Raw genomic sequence first — 16005 nt, forward strand, 5'->3', positions numbered from 1 at the left:
CGGTTCTGTGAGAGGGATGAGGCGGTGACGCCTCACCCTACTCGATATGCCACTGATAAAAAGCATTAACATTAGAACAAGAAAAAGTAAGAGGTAATACGCTGATAGGAATAAGAAAAAATGGGGGATAGACGGGCGTCTATCCCCCAGCGACGCTAAGCCAAGACCGTTTTTTTAACTCACGTCGAACAGGCATTTACAAGATAGTGCAAATGAGAATGATTTGCAATAGCTTTTTGTTTTTATTTTCCTTCTTACTTTCCGCTTATTGTATTTAAGGTTTTCTACGACAACTAACAGGCGCAATCTCAATTCCTGCTTTATACTTTAAGCATTGCTGTTGATGATGTTTGATCAGATTTAGGAAGCGTAGCGATAGTGAATTTATGGTGAATAAAAAGTTTAGCGCGCATGGTGATGTCCATGCTCACTTTCTTCAAGAGAAGCGGATTCTTTCCATCAGCCTAAGCGGGCCTTTTAATTTAGAGTTTATTCTTAAATATCAACGCGTAGTGGGTGCTGAGAGAGAAAAGATCCAAGTGCCTTGTTGGGCCAGCTTAGTTAACGTTCACGGCTTAGCCTTAGCGCCTATGGAAGCTACAGCAGATGCACAATTGATTGTGGATGAAGCCGTTGATTCAGGACTTGTTGCCACTGCGGTAGTACTTCATGAGACAGAAGGGCTCGCGTTACAGCAGAAGTTTTGGTCTAAAATTTACGACGCATCTACGCTACCTTTTCAATTCTTTAGCGATAGTTCAGCGGCATCAGACTGGTTAGTTGAGAAAATTGCTAGTGGTATGCAAAGGCACAACGTCTATCAAAGCAGGAATATTACTAGGTAGTAGTTACCTTATGCCACTTCATTGCTTTCCTTTTAAATGATCTAAGTATAAGAACGCTTCTTATCAATTCTATAAAGGCATGACAGGAGATAGCCATGGTAGGAAGTCAGCATCAGTACCGTTTTTTCAACGTCAATAATGTGCTATTTGATATACCCAGTAATGTATATGACGATAGAACAGTTGACGAATGGTTTGATGAGATTGTGAAAGAGGGAAGAAAGCGGGAGCGTTGGGTCATTTTCTCCATCCCCGACAAAAACCTTACAGTCACCCATACTGCTGCAAAGCAACTCTGCACTCGATTACCTTTTTTAAAATCTTATGGCTGCCTTGGCTTTTTGCTTCTAGCGACACACACCAACGCCAAAATTTTTCAACACAGTTTAAAAGCCACGCCTTCCAACTTTGATATGAAAGTTAGTGAATCGATGGAAACACTCTGTAGGTCTGCTGAGTTGATGTTAGGAAGCGAAAACGAACTGAATATTTTTAACCGATTCGGGTCGCGATAACGTCAATAATTTCAGATACCAGCACTTAGGTTGCCTTCATGAAGCTTAAATGAAAACCTCAATTTGACCTAGATCAAACATTCAAAACGTTGCCGATAAGCTAATTTTCACTATTGATCTAGATCACAACCTCTACACAAAGCCTCTTCTATTATTCACTTAGTTAAAGAGGAGACCAATTATGTTGTGGACTATGATGAAAGACCCAGTGGTATGGGGCTCACTGCTAGGAATAGGCATTATCGTCGCGATGATGATGTATTACACTTATCTTTTTATGCACAACAGTGCTGATGAAGACAAATAAATCGCCACTTTGTGGTTGGGCTAGCGCAAATTAACGTTTATTGTTTTGAAGCGGTATGTCGATAAGCACTAACAGTGCGGCTTGCCCGCCGTACTCCAGTGGGGCTTGATGAAACGCTCGTACGTGAGGGTGCTGGACTAAGTAATGGGGCAGGGCAGCTTTTAACACGCCCTGACCGAAGCCGTGCATGACGCAAACGCAATCTATCAAGTCTTTTCTGGCAGTGTGGATAAGCGCAGCAAGCTCTGCTTTTGCCATCTCACGAGTTAGGCCATGTAGGTCTAACGTCATTTCCGGTGAATAATCACCGCGGCGCAGTTGTTTTAAGATGTGAGTCGATTCACTCTCTTGGCAAAAGCGCATAGGCCCTTCTTGAGGCAGTGCGGCTTGATACATATCGGAAAAGTCGAAGCTCGCCGCTAGTTGCTTGCTGTGTTTTAGGTGTTTACCTTTTACTTGCTGCGACTTCTTAAATAATTCAACTTGCTTATCAGGCTCAACTTTATCTTGCGATAAAGGCGTGATTCCCTGCATTGCATCGGCAAATGAGAAGGTCTCTTCCTCGGCACTTATAGAGTCGTTTCGATTACTCGCGTGCCCTTGCCTAGCTAGTCCAGTTTGGCGCTTAGGTTCAGAAAGCTGCTTTTTTAATGCTTTGAGTTCTTTTTTAAAGGTTTTCATCAACAATAGCTTGGGTAAATAAACTCGAGTTTAATAATTCAAAACGCTTAAATTATAACGAATAGAAAGATTCGCTACGTAGTTAATTATGTGAATCGGTATGAAGTTTGGGTATGATACCAGCTTTGAAATTTTTGATGTACCCAAACGCCATGACCGATAAGTTTTACCTTGAAGAAGCCATTGAAGATCTGCATACCCTGTTAGATATGACACGATGGGCAACCAGCCGTTTTAACGATGCCGCTTTGTATTTTGGTCATGGTACTGACAATGCGTGGGATGAAGCGACGAGCCTCGTTATGCAGGCGTTGCATTTACCTCATCCCATTTTTGAGCAGGCGGGTGAAAATGTTTTAAACTCCCGTTTAACGAGAAGTGAACGGGAAAAAATTGCCGAGCTTGTATTAAAGCGTGTTCAAACCCGCATGCCATTGCCTTATATTACTAACGAAGCATGGTTCTGCGGTATGCCATTTTATGTAGATGAGCGCGTGCTTATACCCCGTTCGCCATTTGCTGAACTTATTCAAAATGAATTTGCCCCCTTTGTTGAATCAACACCCGCCAATATTCTAGATATGTGTACGGGCGGTGCGTGTATTGCTATCGCGCTTGCTCATGCTTATCCAGAAGCTCAGGTGGATGCCGTAGATATCAGCACGGATGCATTAGAAGTCGCCGACATCAATATTCAGGAGCATGGGCTAAGTCACCGCGTGTACCCCATTCAATCAGATTTGTTTTCAAGCTTAGCAGGACAAAAGTACGACCTCATCGTGTCTAACCCGCCTTATGTAGATGCAGAAGACATGGCTGACTTGCCAGAAGAATATCATCACGAGCCAGAGCTGGCCCTAGCCGCAGGCGACGACGGTTTAGATCTCGTTGATATAATGCTTAAAGAGGCGCCAACCTATCTTAACGACGGCGGCTGGCTATTTGTAGAGGTAGGCAACAGCGAAGTTCACATGAGTGAAAGGTTCTCGGGTTTGGAAGTCATTTGGCTTGAGTTTGAAAACGGCGGTTCAGGTATCTTCGCCGTGCGCAAAGACACACTCGTACAGTATTTTAGTAGTAAGGATTGATAGTTAATTATGTCAGGTAACAGCTTCGGAAAACTTTTCACTGTAACCACGTTTGGCGAAAGCCACGGCATCGCCATTGGTGGCGTGGTAGATGGTTGCCCTCCAGGACTCGAAATTACAGAAGAAGACTTGCAGGTTGATTTAGACCGACGCAAGCCAGGCACTTCTCGCTATACCACAGCGCGAAGAGAAGACGACGAAGTACAAATTCTATCTGGCGTATTTGAAGGCAAGACTACAGGCACTAGTATTGGTTTGTTGATTAAAAATAAAGATCAGCGAAGCCAAGATTACGGCAATATTAAAGACCGCTTCCGCCCAGGTCATGCTGATTACACCTACGATCAAAAATACGGTAGCCGTGACTATCGCGGTGGTGGTCGCTCGTCAGCCCGCGAAACAGCTATTCGCGTAGCTGCTGGCGGTATCGCGAAGAAGTACCTGAAAGAAGTGCATGGTATCGAGGTGTTGGGGTATTTGTCTCAGCTTGGCCCTGTTACCGTTGATAAGGTCGATCACAGCGTTACCAATACCAACCCGTTTTTCTGCCCAGATGAGTCTAAGTTAGATGCGCTGGACGAATACATGCGCGACCTGAAAAAGTCTGGCGACAGTATTGGCGCAAAAGTTTCAGTTGTGGCGAAGAACGTGCCAGTTGGCCTTGGCGAGCCTGTGTTCGATAGGTTAGATGCTGAAATTGCCCACGCCATGATGGGGATTAACGCGGTGAAAGGCGTTGAAATTGGCGATGGTTTTGATGTTATCAATCAAAAAGGCAGTGAACACCGCGATACGCTAACCCCTGAAGGGTTTTCGTCAAACCATGCAGGTGGCGTATTAGGCGGCATTTCTACCGGCCAAGATATTGAAGTGCACATGGCACTTAAACCGACCTCGAGCATTTCGGTACCGGGTAAAACTATCAATAAAGACAATGAAGAAATTGATATTGTCACCAAAGGTCGTCACGACCCTTGTGTGGGTATTCGCGCTGTACCCATTGCAGAAGCCATGCTTGCGCTGGTATTAATGGATCACTTGTTACGCCACCGCGCACAAAATACAGGTGTGCTATCGACGACTAAGCCAATTGCGGGTCAGGCATAGCGTTTTTTTAATTACCACTAAGCTTAATCGTATTATCTACGCGATTTGGTAAAACGCGCAGCATTACCTTCGTGTTGCGCTAAATATTCTCACTATTCGCCACTGCCCGTTTTGCGCTAGTGGCGTTTTTGCATATGGAGATGTGATTTGTCACCTAATGGTCAAAACGAAGCAAGAAGCGCTGAGACAGGCGCAGCAAGCAGTAAAACTGCGCTCTTTATCCTTGCTATTACCTACTGGCTTTACTTCGGACAACTTGGCGTACTTGTTCCATACTTGGGGATCTTTCTCGATGGGCGGGGCTTTTCTTCTGCCGAAATTGGTGAGCTTTTTGCCGTCATTACCCTAGCTCGTATTTTAGGCCCAGGCTTGTGGGCAGGCGTTGCTGATAAAACGGGAAACGCTATAGGCGTCATGCGTTTAGGCTGCTTTCTTACAGTACTCACTTTCAGTTCGGTATTTTACTTCACCAGTTTCTGGGGGCTTACGCTGGCGTTCGGCCTTATGATGATGTTTTGGACAGCGGTATTGCCTCAGCTTGAAGTCATCACTATGAACACAGTGGCGAAAACCAAGGCTACCTATGGGCAAATAAGGCTATGGGGAAGTGTTGGATTTATCTGTTTAACGGTAGGTGTGGGTAAGGCCCTAGATATTTTTTCTACTGATACTCCTGTGCATGCCAGTGTTGGTGTACTTGCACTTTTATTTATTAGTACCTTGTTTATACGCGCTCCGAAAGAAGCAGCGCCTGAATCGTCTACGGCGGGCAGTATTTGGAAGTACGCTAAGCAAAAACCTTTTGCTATTTTTATCTTCGCTTCTGCCTGTCTGCAAATTAGCTTCGGCGCGTATTACGGCTTTTTTGCTCTTTACATGCGAGACCTTGACTACAGCGGACAACAGACCGGCATCTTTATAGCGCTAGGGGTACTTGCCGAAGTGGGGATATTTTTGGTTGCCCGCAGGCTTATTAGTCAATTTGGTGTGTGGAATTTATTATTCTTAAGTATCGCGCTCACAGGGTTACGTTGGTATGTGATGGCGGCATTTGCTGACAGCTTTATGGTGATCGTATTAAGCCAGCTTATTCATACATTAAGCTTTGGGTTAACCCATGCGGTATCGGTGCACTTTATTCACCAGTTCTTGCCGAAGGCGTATCATAGCCGAGGGCAAGCCGTGTATATAAGTGTAGCGTTCGGGCTGGGCGGTGCGTTTGGCAATTACATGGCTGGGCAACAATGGCAGCAAGGAACAAACGCCTATGAAACCTTTTTCACCGCAGCGGTTTTCGCTATTGTGGGCGCGTTATCTCTGTTGCTGTGTTCCAAAAAGGACATGGACGAGTCCAAAGCGGTTTAACAGCTATTGAAAAAAAGTAAACCGCAGGCTCAAGCCTGCGGTGTGCGTTTACACTCCGATATTACGTCAACGCCGTCATCACCATTGTCTTGTTCAAGACGTACATCGAACTTCCAAAGCCTGTGTAAATGACGCATTACTTCATCTTTCGAGTCGCCTAGCGGAACACCGCGCTGTGGAATGTAGCGAAGAGTTAGCGACCGGTCGCCTCTAACATCCACATTGTGTACCTGTATATTTGGCTCTAAATTGCTCAGGTTGTATTGTGCCGAAAGTTTTTCTTTAATGGTTTGATAGCCTAATTCATCGTGAATAGCACTTACGCTGATAAAGGGTTGGGAGGTGTCGTCTTCCAGTGAAAAAAGCTTGAAATCACGAATCACTTTTGGCGATAAAAACTGGCTGATAAAACTTTCGTCTTTAAAGTTTTCCATGGCGAAATGCACGGTTTTCAGCCAGTCTTTACCCGCAATACTCGGTAGATATTTATAATCTTCTTCCGTGGGTGACTGACATACGCGCTTGATATCCATAAACATCGAGAAACCAAGGGCGTAAGGGTTGATGCCTGAATAATAAGGGCTATTGTATTCAGGCTGCATAACCACACTGGAATGGCTGTGTAAAAACTCCATCATAAAGCGGTCGCTTACTAAACCCTCATCATACATCTCATTTAAAATATGATAGTGCCAAAAACAGGCCCAGCCTTCGTTCATTACCTGGGTTTGTTTCTGCGGATAAAAATACTGTGAAACTTTGCGCACAATACGCACAATTTCACGCTGCCAAGGCTCTAGAAGTGGCGCGTTTTTTTCAATGAAATAAAGCAGGTTTTCTTGGGGCTCTTGAGGAAAACGAATTTTTTCTTTGTGTTGACTGTGCGGGCTATTAGGCAGTGTGCGCCATAGTTCGTTCACCTGGGATTGAAGGTAGGCTTCGCGTTCTTCCTGCCTGTTCTTCTCTTCTTGCAATGAAATCTTTTGCGGGCGTTTGTAGCGGTCAACGCCGTAATTCATCAGTGCATGGCAGGAGTCGAGCATATTTTCTACGTCTTCATAGCCGTACTTTTGCTCGCATTTAGCAATATAGTTTTTAGCAAATACTAAGTAATCGATAATAGAGCTGGCGTCAGTCCATGTCTCAAATAGATAGTTGCCTTTGAAAAACGAATTGTGTCCATAGCATGCGTGGGCCATGACTAAGGCTTGCATGGTAATGGTGTTCTCTTCCATTAAATAGGCAATGCAGGGGTCAGAGTTAATGACTATTTCGTATGCAAGCCCCATCTGCCCGCGACGGTATTGCTGCTCGGTTTGAATAAACTTTTTACCAAAGCTCCAGTGGGTATAGTTAAGCGGCATGCCTATGCTGGCGTAGGCATCCATCATTTGCTCGGCGGTAATGACCTCAATTTGATTGGGGTAGGTATCAAGCTTGAACTTTTTAGCGATGCGATCGATGTGTTCCTCATATTCTTCGATAAGCGGAAATGTCCAGTCGGGGCCGTCGCTTAACACATGTCGTTGTGATGATTCAGGTTTGCCATTTTCTTTTGCAATTGCATCTGCGGTCATATTAGGCTCCTTGCAGCGCATCTTGTTCCGAGCGTTTGAATAGCTCTCTGAACACAGGGTAGATGTCAGCCTGCGATTGTATGTGCTTACATACAAAGTTGTCGTGAGTAGCGGCAACTTTTTCGTATTCACGCCACAAACTTTGGTGCTGCCTTTCGGTTATTTCGATATAAGCGTAATAGCGAGTGGCAGGTAATAGTTTGGCGGTAAGTAAATCGCGACACTGGGGCGAGTCATCAGCCCAGTTATCACCGTCAGACGCCTGTGCTGCGTAAATATTCCAATTTCCATCGCTGTAGCGCTCACGAACCACTTCGTCCATCAGTTTCAACGCACTTGAAACAATGGTGCCGCCGGTTTCTTGCGAGTAGAAAAACTCTTGTTCATCTACCTCCTTCGCTTGCGTGTGGTGGCGGATATAGACCACATCTACGTTTTCATAAGTACGGGTTAAAAATAAATACAGCAGAATGTAGAACCGCTTTGCCATATCTTTAGTGGCTTGGTCCATAGAGCCCGAGACATCCATTAAACAAAACATCACAGCTTTACTAGAGGGAAGTGGGCGTTTGTCATAGTTTTTGAAGCGTAGATCAAAGGTGTCGATGAAGGGCACCCGCGCAATTTTTGCTTTTAATACATCAATTTCTTCTTCTAGCGCTTTTATCGCTAACGTATTGTCGTGCTTATCATCAATAAGTTGCGCCAGTTTTTCTTCAAGCTCTCTAAGCTTTCTTTTATCGCTGCCGCTAAGCGCAATGCGTCTTGCCACTGAACCTTTGAGCGAGCGTACAATATCTAAATTACTTGGCACGCCATCAGTTTGATAACCCGCGCGGTAGGTTTCATACTGCGTGACTTTATCAAATTGGTTTTTCTTCAAATTAGGTAGCGCTAAGTCTTCAAAAAGAAGATCTAAATATTCATCTTTAGAAATGGAAAAAACAAACTCGTCCTGACCTTCTCCTTCGTTACTGGCATCGCCTTCACCACCACCTTGCCCTTTGCCACCTGGCGGCCTGTCAATTTTATCCCCAGCAATAAACTGGTCATTGCCAGGGTGTACAATATCTCTGCTGCCACCGCGGCCGGTATGGAAAATAGGCTCAGAAATATCCCTGGCTGGAATGCTAATCTTTTCGCCAGAATCTAGATCGGTTACAGAACGTTTACCCACAGCATCAGATACCGCGCGTTTTATCTGCTGTTTATAGCGTTTAATAAAACGTTGGCGGTTTACCGTGCTCTTGCCTTTGCTATTAAGCCTTCGGTCAATAAAATGCGCCATACACACCTGCTTGTCTTGTTGTGAACTACAAATACCAGTGCTGAAGCGCGTTTACACGCGCTTAAGCACCACGTACGTCTAGCGCTAAGACGCTTTACGTACGCGAAGGTACCATTCACAAAGCAGTCGAACTTGCTTTTGCGTATAGCCTTTTTCGGTCATACGGTTTACGAAGTCGTCATGCTTTTTCTGCTCTTCTGCAGAACCTTTGGTGTTAAACGAAATCACCGGCAATAAGTCTTCCGTATTTGAGAACATTTTTTTCTCAATGACGGTGCGCAGTTTTTCATAACTTGTCCACGCAGGGTTTTTGCCTGCATTATTCGCACGTGCCCGAAGCACAAAGTTTACTATTTCGTTACGGAAGTCTTTGGGGTTGCTAATACCGGCGGGCTTCTCGGTTTTCTCTAACTCTGCATTTAGCGATGCTCTGTCAAACAGCTGCCCGGTTTCGGGGTCGCGATACTCTTGGTCCTGAATCCAGAAATCGGCATACGTCACATAGCGGTCAAACAGATTTTGCCCATATTCAGAATACGACTCTAAATAAGCCGTTTGAATTTCTTTGCCAATGAATTCCACGTAGCGGGGAATTAGGTAGCCTTTCAAGAACTCTAAATACTTATCCGCGGTTTCTTGAGGGAACTGTTCCCGCTCAATTTGGCGCTCCAACACATAGAAAAGATGAACCGGATTCGCTGCTACTTCTTGATGATCGAAGTTAAACACGCGAGATAGAATCTTAAAGGCAAAGCGGGTGGATAACCCTTCCATGCCTTCATCAACACCGGCGTAATCGCGGTATTCTTGATAAGACTTGGCTTTAGGGTCGGTGTCTTTCAGGCTCTCGCCATCGTATACCCGCATTTTTGAGAACAAACTGGAGTTCTCTGGCTCTTTCAAGCGAGATAACACGGTAAACTGTGCTAAGCACTCTAGCGTGTCAGGGGCGCAGGGCGCGCCATTAAGCTCACTGCTATCAAGGAGCTTTTTGTAAATATGAATTTCTTCACTTACCCGCAGGCAGTATGGCACTTTTACAATGTAAACCCGGTCAAGAAATGCCTCGTTATTCTTATTATTCCTAAACGCTTGCCACTCCGACTCATTTGAATGGGCAAGAATTAGTCCATCGAAGGGAAGGGCAGAGAAGCCTTCCGTTGGGTTGTAGTTACCTTCTTGTGTGGCGGTTAATAGTGGATGCAGCACCTTAATCGGCGCTTTAAACATTTCGACAAATTCCATTAACCCCTGATTGGCTTTACACAAAGAACCAGAGTAGCTATAGGCGTCAGGGTCATTTTGTGCATACTGCTCTAAGCGGCGAATGTCCACCTTACCCACTAGCGCCGAAATATCTTGATTGTTCTCGTCCCCAGGCTCGGTTTTCGCTATGCCCACTTGGTCGAGTACTGAAGGATAAACCCGAACAACTTTAAATTGAGTAATATCGCCATTAAATTCATGCAGGCGCTTACGCGCCCACGGTGACATGATGGTTTTTAAATAGCGCTTAGGAATGCCGTATTCTTTTTCTAGAATGTCGCCGTCTTCTTTGACATCAAATAAACAGAAAGGATGGTCGTTTACTGGCGAGCCTTTTAGCATGTAAATAGGTACATGCTGCATCAGTTCTTTTAGTCTCTCGGCTAGCGAGGACTTACCGCCGCCCACAGGGCCGAGTAAATAAAGAATTTGTTTCTTCTCTTCAAGTCCCTGTGCGGCGTGCTTAAGATAAGAAACGATTTGCTCTATGGCTTCTTCCATACCATAGAATTCTGAGAAAGCTGGATAACGAGAAATAACGCGGTTTGAGAAAATGCGGCTTAGTGCCGGGTCGTTGGCAGTGTCAATTAGTTCTGGCTCACCGATAGCCTTTAGCAAACGTTCTGCAGCGTTTGCATAAGCGCTTTGATCTTCCTTACAAATTTCAAGGAACTCCCCAATGGTGAACTCTTCCTGTTTTCGCTCTTCATAGCGACTTTGATAGTGTTCAAAAATACCCATGAATACCCCTTAAATACGGAACCCCGTAATTTCAGCTTAGTCGGTATTTGGGAAAAGGATAGTAATTAATGTGTATAGTTTTTAATCTTTTCGTCTAATGAAAATTGCAACTTTAATAAGAATTTAGTGTCACTTAAAAGAATGAACACAACAAAAAAAGCCCCGCTGATATGCGGGGCTTTCATTCGTATTTTTAAACGCGTTATAGAACCTATTAAGTTCTATACTGAGGCGTCAGGCTTACGCAAAGTTTTTGCTTGCGAATTCCCAATTAACTAGTGCCCAGAAGTTTTCTAGGTACTTAGGACGCGCGTTACGGTAATCGATGTAGTAAGCGTGTTCCCATAGATCAACAGTAAGTACTGGTGTTAGGTCATCGCCAGAAATAGGCGTTTCAGCGTTGCTGGTATTAACGATGTCTAGGCTGCCGTCAGCAGTTTTAACTAGCCATGTCCAGCTTGAACCAAAGTTATTAACTGCTTTGTCGTTAAACGCAGCTTGGAAGTCTGCAAATGAGCCCCATTTCGCGTTAATTGCGTCAGCGAGTTCACCTGTAGGTTCGCCGCCGCCATTCGGACTTAGGCAATTCCAGTAGAACGTGTGGTTCCACACCTGCGCTGCGTTGTTGAAAACACCGCCTTCAGAAGATTTAATGATTTCTTCTAGGCTTTTGTTTTCCATGTCAGTACCTTCAACTAGGCCGTTTAGCTTAGTTACATAAGTAGCGTGGTGCTTGCCGTAGTGATACTCAAGCGTTTCAGCAGAAATATGTGGTTCTAGTGCATTTTGTTCGTATGGTAATGCTGGTAGTTCAAAAGCCATGACGGTCTCCATGTTGGTTTAGTATTGTAATCTAAAGCACACTTATCTTCGCCTGTTCAATAAGTGCATATCAACCCTTGATTGAATATACCGCTTTAGACGCTAAAGCATATCTTAAATGTGGGGATAAAGTTATATAACTCAATGACAAAAATGTGAATTTTTTTTCAAAACCTATTTTGTCTTGGTAAATAGCCATCCAATGTATTGGTAGATAGCGTTTCAGAGAATGAAAAGATCAATTCACTGTTCGGTTATTAAATATAAATTTATGATACCCTTCGCCTTGATAAATCATTCATGCATTCCCATCTACTGGGAATACACTTTTGTGCTCAGAGGAATCAAATGGATAATACTGAAAATCAATCAACGCTGGATAGAATCAAGCAGCAAATCGAAGAAAACCCAATTTTGTTGTACATGAAAGGTTCTCCTAAACTACCTAGCTGTGGCTTTTCTTCACAAGCATCGCAAGCGTTGATGTCATGTGGCGAACCATTTGCTTATGTAGATATTCTTCAAAACCCTGATATTCGCGCTGAACTTCCTAAATACGCGAATTGGCCAACGTTCCCACAATTGTGGGTTGAAGGTGAGCTTGTTGGTGGTTGCGATATCATTATTGAAATGTTTCAGCAAAACGAGCTACAGCCGCTTATTAAAGAGACCGCTGAGAAGTTCAAAGAAGAAGAGTAAATCTTCTCGACCTTGCCCGATTTTGGGGATTGTAAATGACGATTAGAAAGCCGGTCTTGTGCCGGTTTTTTTCATTGAAAACCGCGTAAAACCCGCCACATTCATTCCCGTAAAACTATATAGACAGGTCAGAAATCAAAATCCTCTACGGCCTGAAAAAATATATTTATTTTGTAGAAAAAGGTTTGTTTTTTAATATCTTGCGTTCTATAAAAAGGTTCATCTGACCGCAAGTAAGTCAGTGTTGAAGGTATAAAATAACAACTACTCTGAGTACTTTTCTTGTGTGTGAAAAACGCTAAAGGCTTATGTGTGAAACACGCAAAAGGTACTCATAGAGAAACTCCGGGAAACCACCATGAATACAACCTTGTCTTTATTGACTAAAAACGTGCGCGGCGTTCTAGCTGCATCTGCTGCGTTTTCAGTAATGGCTACAGCACCTGTTTATGCGCAAGAAGCAGAAGAAAGTGCAAAAGCTGAAGATTACGAACAAATTGCCGTCGTTGGCTCACGCGCAGCGCCTCGCTCTGTAGCTGACTCAGCGGTTCCAATTGATATTATTTCGGACGAAGAGTTTAAGCAGCAGGGTGCCACCGATATGGTATCTATGATGCAAACTGTTGTGCCGTCTTTTAACGTGAACGACCAGCCAATCAATGATGCATCAACGCTTGTACGCCCAGCTAACCTTCGCGGTATGGCATCTGACCACACCCTAGTGTTGGTTAACGGTAAGCGTCGTCACCGTTCTGCGGTAATCACTTTCCTAGGTGGTGGTCTTTCTGACGGTGCACAAGGCCCAGATATCTCTGTTATTCCGGCAGCGGCACTTAAGCAGGTAGAAGTTCTTCGTGATGGCGCAGCAGCGCAGTACGGTTCAGATGCCATTGCAGGTGTAATTAACTTCGTACTTAATGACGCGTCAGAAGGCGGCTCCTTTGAAGCCCGTTATGGCTCATACTATGAAGGCGACGGCGACATGATTCAACTTTCTGGTAACGTGGGTCTTCCACTATCAGAAAATGGGTTTATTAACCTATCAGCCGAATACCGTACTGCCGACGATACCTCTCGTAGCATTCAGCGTGACGATGCAGCTGCGCTTATAGCGGCGGGCAACACCTTTGTTGCAGACCCTGCACAAATTTGGGGTTCGCCTGAAATAAAACACGACATTAAGCTTTTTGCTAACGCGGGTGTCGAGCTATCTGATACGTCTGAAGCCTATATTTTCGGTAACTTCGCTGAGCGTGAAGTTGAAGGCGGTTTCTATTATCGTAACCCACACAATCGTGGTGGTGTAAACGACGGCGGTACGAATGAAGATGGCGAGCAGCTACTTCTAGTTGGTGATTTAACTGGCGATATGTCAGGTAATTGTCCAACCGATATCGTAGTAGGCGACAACGTTTTAGAAAATCCTACGTACATAAACCAAGTTGCAAATAACCCAGACTGTTTTGCATTTAACGAAATTCTTCCAGGTGGTTTCACCCCTCGTTTCGGCGGTACAGTTACCGACATGTCACTTGTATTCGGTACCAAAGGCGAATTAGAGAACGATATCACGTATGACGTGAGTCTAAACCTTGGTCAAAACGAAGTTGATTTCGCGATTAGCAACACAATCAACCCGTCTTTAGGCCCAGAAACACCGTTCGAGTTTAGCCCAGGTCGTTATACACAATCTGAGCAAACCCTTGATATTGATTTTACCAAACCTTTCGATGTTGGTTTGTATGAGCCGCTATTCGTAGCGACTGGTTTCCAATACCGCAACGAAAGTTATGAGAGTTTTGCAGGTGATACTGCCTCTTATGAAATAGGTCCGCTGGCGACACAAGGCTTTGGCATTGGCTCAAATGGTTTCCCTGGCTTGGCGGCCAATAGCCAAGGTCGTGTGTCCCGCAACAATATCGCGCTTTACGTTGACGCAGAAGCGTACATCACGGAAAACTTCATGCTAGCGGGTGCGCTACGTTACGAAGATTTTTCTGATTTCGGCAATACAACGAAAGGGAAGATTGCTTTCCGTTGGCAAGCGCTTGAGAACATCGCGTTCCGCGGTGCGTTCTCAACTGGCTTTAAAGCACCGACGCTGGGTCAAAGTAATGTACGTAACGTAACCACAGCGTTTGGTACGGATGGACAGCTAATCGACCGTGCAACACTACCACCCACTGATCCAGTATCACAGCTTAAAGGTGGTGAGCAGTTAACGCCTGAAGAGTCAGAAAGCATTACGTTTGGTGTGGTAGCAGACTTTGAAAATGGTTTATTCATTACTGCAGATTACTACAACATTGAACTTACTGACCGTATCAGTACTGCATCGGGTATTGCGCTAACTGAAGAAGATATTGCGACGCTTCTCGCGCAAGGTATCAACGATGCGTCTAGCTTCTCTGAGATTAGCTTCTTTACTAACGATTTCGACACCACTACTGAAGGTGTTGACGTTGTAGCGAACTATGCGATGGAAATGATGGGTGGTGAAACTAAGTTCTCACTTGCTTATAACTGGACGTCGACAGAAGTAGACCGTGCGTCGGAGAATATCTCTGACTTCCGTATTCGCATGCTAGAAGATAACCTTCCAGCGGTGCGTTACAGTGCGACGGCGAACCACACAAATGGTGATTGGCGCTTCCTTGCACGCTTGAACTATTACGGTAGCATCTTTGAAGATCACTTAGATTCTGCGCTTCCTATTGATAAAGTAGGTTCAGAATTTACTGTGGACTTAGAAGTGGCTTACAACTTCACTGAAGAGCTCACTGTAACCGTAGGTGCGAAAAACGCCTTTGATGAATACCCAGATGAGAATACACAGTACGCCGGTATTGCAGGTTCGTTGTATCCAACAACCTCACCAATCGGTATCAACGGTGGCTTCTATTATCTAAGAGGTGTTTACACTTTTTAATCGCTAGCACTAGCGAAAAACAACTTTCACAAATGTTTCGAAGTGAAGGGGAGCATTAGCTCCCCTTTTATTTTCTTATTCGAGTATCATTTGCGTGAAAAATGATAAAGAAACAGGCATTATTGATGCCAATGTAAGCAAATCGAAACACACAACTTTTATTATTATGACAAGAAAGTCGACAGTAGCTGAAACCTTTTTAAAATACCGCTCTAAGCTAATGCGCGCGGTAGGTTCTATTGTTGGCGCCGACGACATTGAAGATATAGTCCAAGAAGCTTTTATAAAAAGCTACGAAGCAGAATTAAAACAAGAAATACAATACGAACGGACATATATGCTTAAAACAGCGCGTAACCTAGCGCTGAACCATGTTGCTAAAGCTGAAAATAAAAACAAGCAGCAGCTTGATGACATGGATATTTTGCCTTATGAGCTTGTAGGGCACAGTTTAGAAAAAAACGTAGAAAGCAAAGAGCGCTTTATTCATTTTTGCCGAGCGACAGACACGCTGTCAGCTGATGTAAAACGCGTATTTTTGTTGAAAAAAGTATATGGCATGCGACAAAAAGAGATTGCAGAGCTTGTGGGGCTAAGCGAAAGCACCGTAGAGAAGCATGTCGCCAAAGGTTTAATGATGTGCTCTAGATATTTAGCTGAGCTTTCAAAGGACAGTGCATCCCCCCGTGCCACTGCTACCGCGACTCAGGACATAAGCCGTAGTTAACATGAACAATATTCGCCAGTTTTCAAGCAAAGAAGATATCCAAGAGCA

The 16005-nt window shown here is 44.4% G+C and carries 14 protein-coding genes; 9 read left to right on the forward strand and 5 right to left on the reverse strand.

Annotated features, from left to right (window positions below; translation table 11 throughout):
• Positions 1-386 precede the first annotated feature (386 nt).
• The 3 genes from ACX5J7_RS06310 (at position 387) to ACX5J7_RS06320 (ending at position 1667) form a co-directional block, all read left to right on the forward strand.
• A complete protein-coding gene (locus ACX5J7_RS06310; protein ID WP_020743135.1) occupies positions 387-845 on the forward strand; it encodes a hypothetical protein in 459 nt (152 codons plus the stop codon).
• A gap of 95 nt (positions 846-940) precedes the next feature.
• Positions 941-1360, forward strand: coding sequence for a hypothetical protein (locus ACX5J7_RS06315; protein WP_020743136.1), 420 nt, complete (start codon positions 941-943; stop codon positions 1358-1360).
• A gap of 181 nt (positions 1361-1541) precedes the next feature.
• Positions 1542-1667, forward strand: a complete 126-nt coding sequence (locus ACX5J7_RS06320) for a hypothetical protein (protein ID WP_012517787.1) — start codon at positions 1542-1544, stop codon at positions 1665-1667.
• 30 nt (positions 1668-1697) lie between these two features.
• On the opposite strand, the gene smrB is transcribed toward ACX5J7_RS06320, so the two are convergent.
• A complete protein-coding gene (smrB, locus tag ACX5J7_RS06325) occupies positions 1698-2348 on the reverse strand; it encodes an endonuclease SmrB (protein ID WP_141153577.1) in 651 nt (216 codons plus the stop codon).
• Positions 2349-2500: 152 nt separating this feature from the next.
• On the opposite strand from smrB, the gene prmB reads away from it, so the two are divergent.
• The 3 genes from prmB to ACX5J7_RS06340 all read left to right on the forward strand — a co-directional run bounded on the left by prmB (position 2501) and on the right by ACX5J7_RS06340 (position 5908).
• Positions 2501-3436: a 50S ribosomal protein L3 N(5)-glutamine methyltransferase gene (gene prmB, locus ACX5J7_RS06330; RefSeq protein WP_043959999.1), complete on the forward strand. Its 936-nt coding sequence runs from the start codon at positions 2501-2503 to the stop codon at positions 3434-3436.
• Between the two features lie 9 nt (positions 3437-3445).
• Positions 3446-4543, forward strand: coding sequence for a chorismate synthase (aroC, locus tag ACX5J7_RS06335; RefSeq protein WP_012517790.1), 1098 nt, complete (start codon positions 3446-3448; stop codon positions 4541-4543).
• Between the two features lie 147 nt (positions 4544-4690).
• Positions 4691-5908, forward strand: a complete 1218-nt coding sequence (locus ACX5J7_RS06340; protein ID WP_498706502.1) for an MFS transporter — start codon at positions 4691-4693, stop codon at positions 5906-5908.
• Positions 5909-5937: 29 nt separating this feature from the next.
• On the opposite strand, the gene ACX5J7_RS06345 is transcribed toward ACX5J7_RS06340, so the two are convergent.
• The 4 genes from ACX5J7_RS06345 to sodB all read right to left on the reverse strand — a co-directional run bounded on the left by ACX5J7_RS06345 (position 5938) and on the right by sodB (position 11602).
• The gene (locus ACX5J7_RS06345) at positions 5938-7485 is read right to left on the reverse strand and encodes a SpoVR family protein (protein ID WP_474376384.1); all 1548 of its coding nucleotides are present in this window, start codon (positions 7483-7485) and stop codon (positions 5938-5940) included.
• Position 7486: 1 nt separating this feature from the next.
• Positions 7487-8773, reverse strand: a complete 1287-nt coding sequence (locus ACX5J7_RS06350; RefSeq protein ID WP_015066617.1) for a YeaH/YhbH family protein — start codon at positions 8771-8773, stop codon at positions 7487-7489.
• 84 nt (positions 8774-8857) lie between these two features.
• Positions 8858-10780: a PrkA family serine protein kinase gene (locus ACX5J7_RS06355; protein ID WP_015066618.1), complete on the reverse strand. Its 1923-nt coding sequence runs from the start codon at positions 10778-10780 to the stop codon at positions 8858-8860.
• A 240-nt stretch (positions 10781-11020) separates the two neighbouring features.
• Positions 11021-11602, reverse strand: coding sequence for a superoxide dismutase [Fe] (sodB, locus tag ACX5J7_RS06360; protein ID WP_012517795.1), 582 nt, complete (start codon positions 11600-11602; stop codon positions 11021-11023).
• Between the two features lie 348 nt (positions 11603-11950).
• On the opposite strand from sodB, the gene ACX5J7_RS06365 reads away from it, so the two are divergent.
• From ACX5J7_RS06365 to ACX5J7_RS06375, 3 genes are all read left to right on the forward strand, one after another.
• Positions 11951-12301, forward strand: a complete 351-nt coding sequence (locus tag ACX5J7_RS06365; RefSeq protein ID WP_012517796.1) for a Grx4 family monothiol glutaredoxin — start codon at positions 11951-11953, stop codon at positions 12299-12301.
• 358 nt (positions 12302-12659) lie between these two features.
• On the forward strand, positions 12660-15230 hold the full coding sequence (locus ACX5J7_RS06370) for a TonB-dependent receptor plug domain-containing protein (protein ID WP_071958809.1): 2571 nt from the start codon (positions 12660-12662) through the stop codon (positions 15228-15230).
• Positions 15231-15396: 166 nt separating this feature from the next.
• Positions 15397-15957: an RNA polymerase sigma factor gene (locus tag ACX5J7_RS06375; protein ID WP_408607841.1), complete on the forward strand. Its 561-nt coding sequence runs from the start codon at positions 15397-15399 to the stop codon at positions 15955-15957.
• The last annotated feature ends 48 nt before the right edge of the window (positions 15958-16005 follow it).

The sequence above is a fragment of the Alteromonas infernus genome (assembly GCF_902705815.1).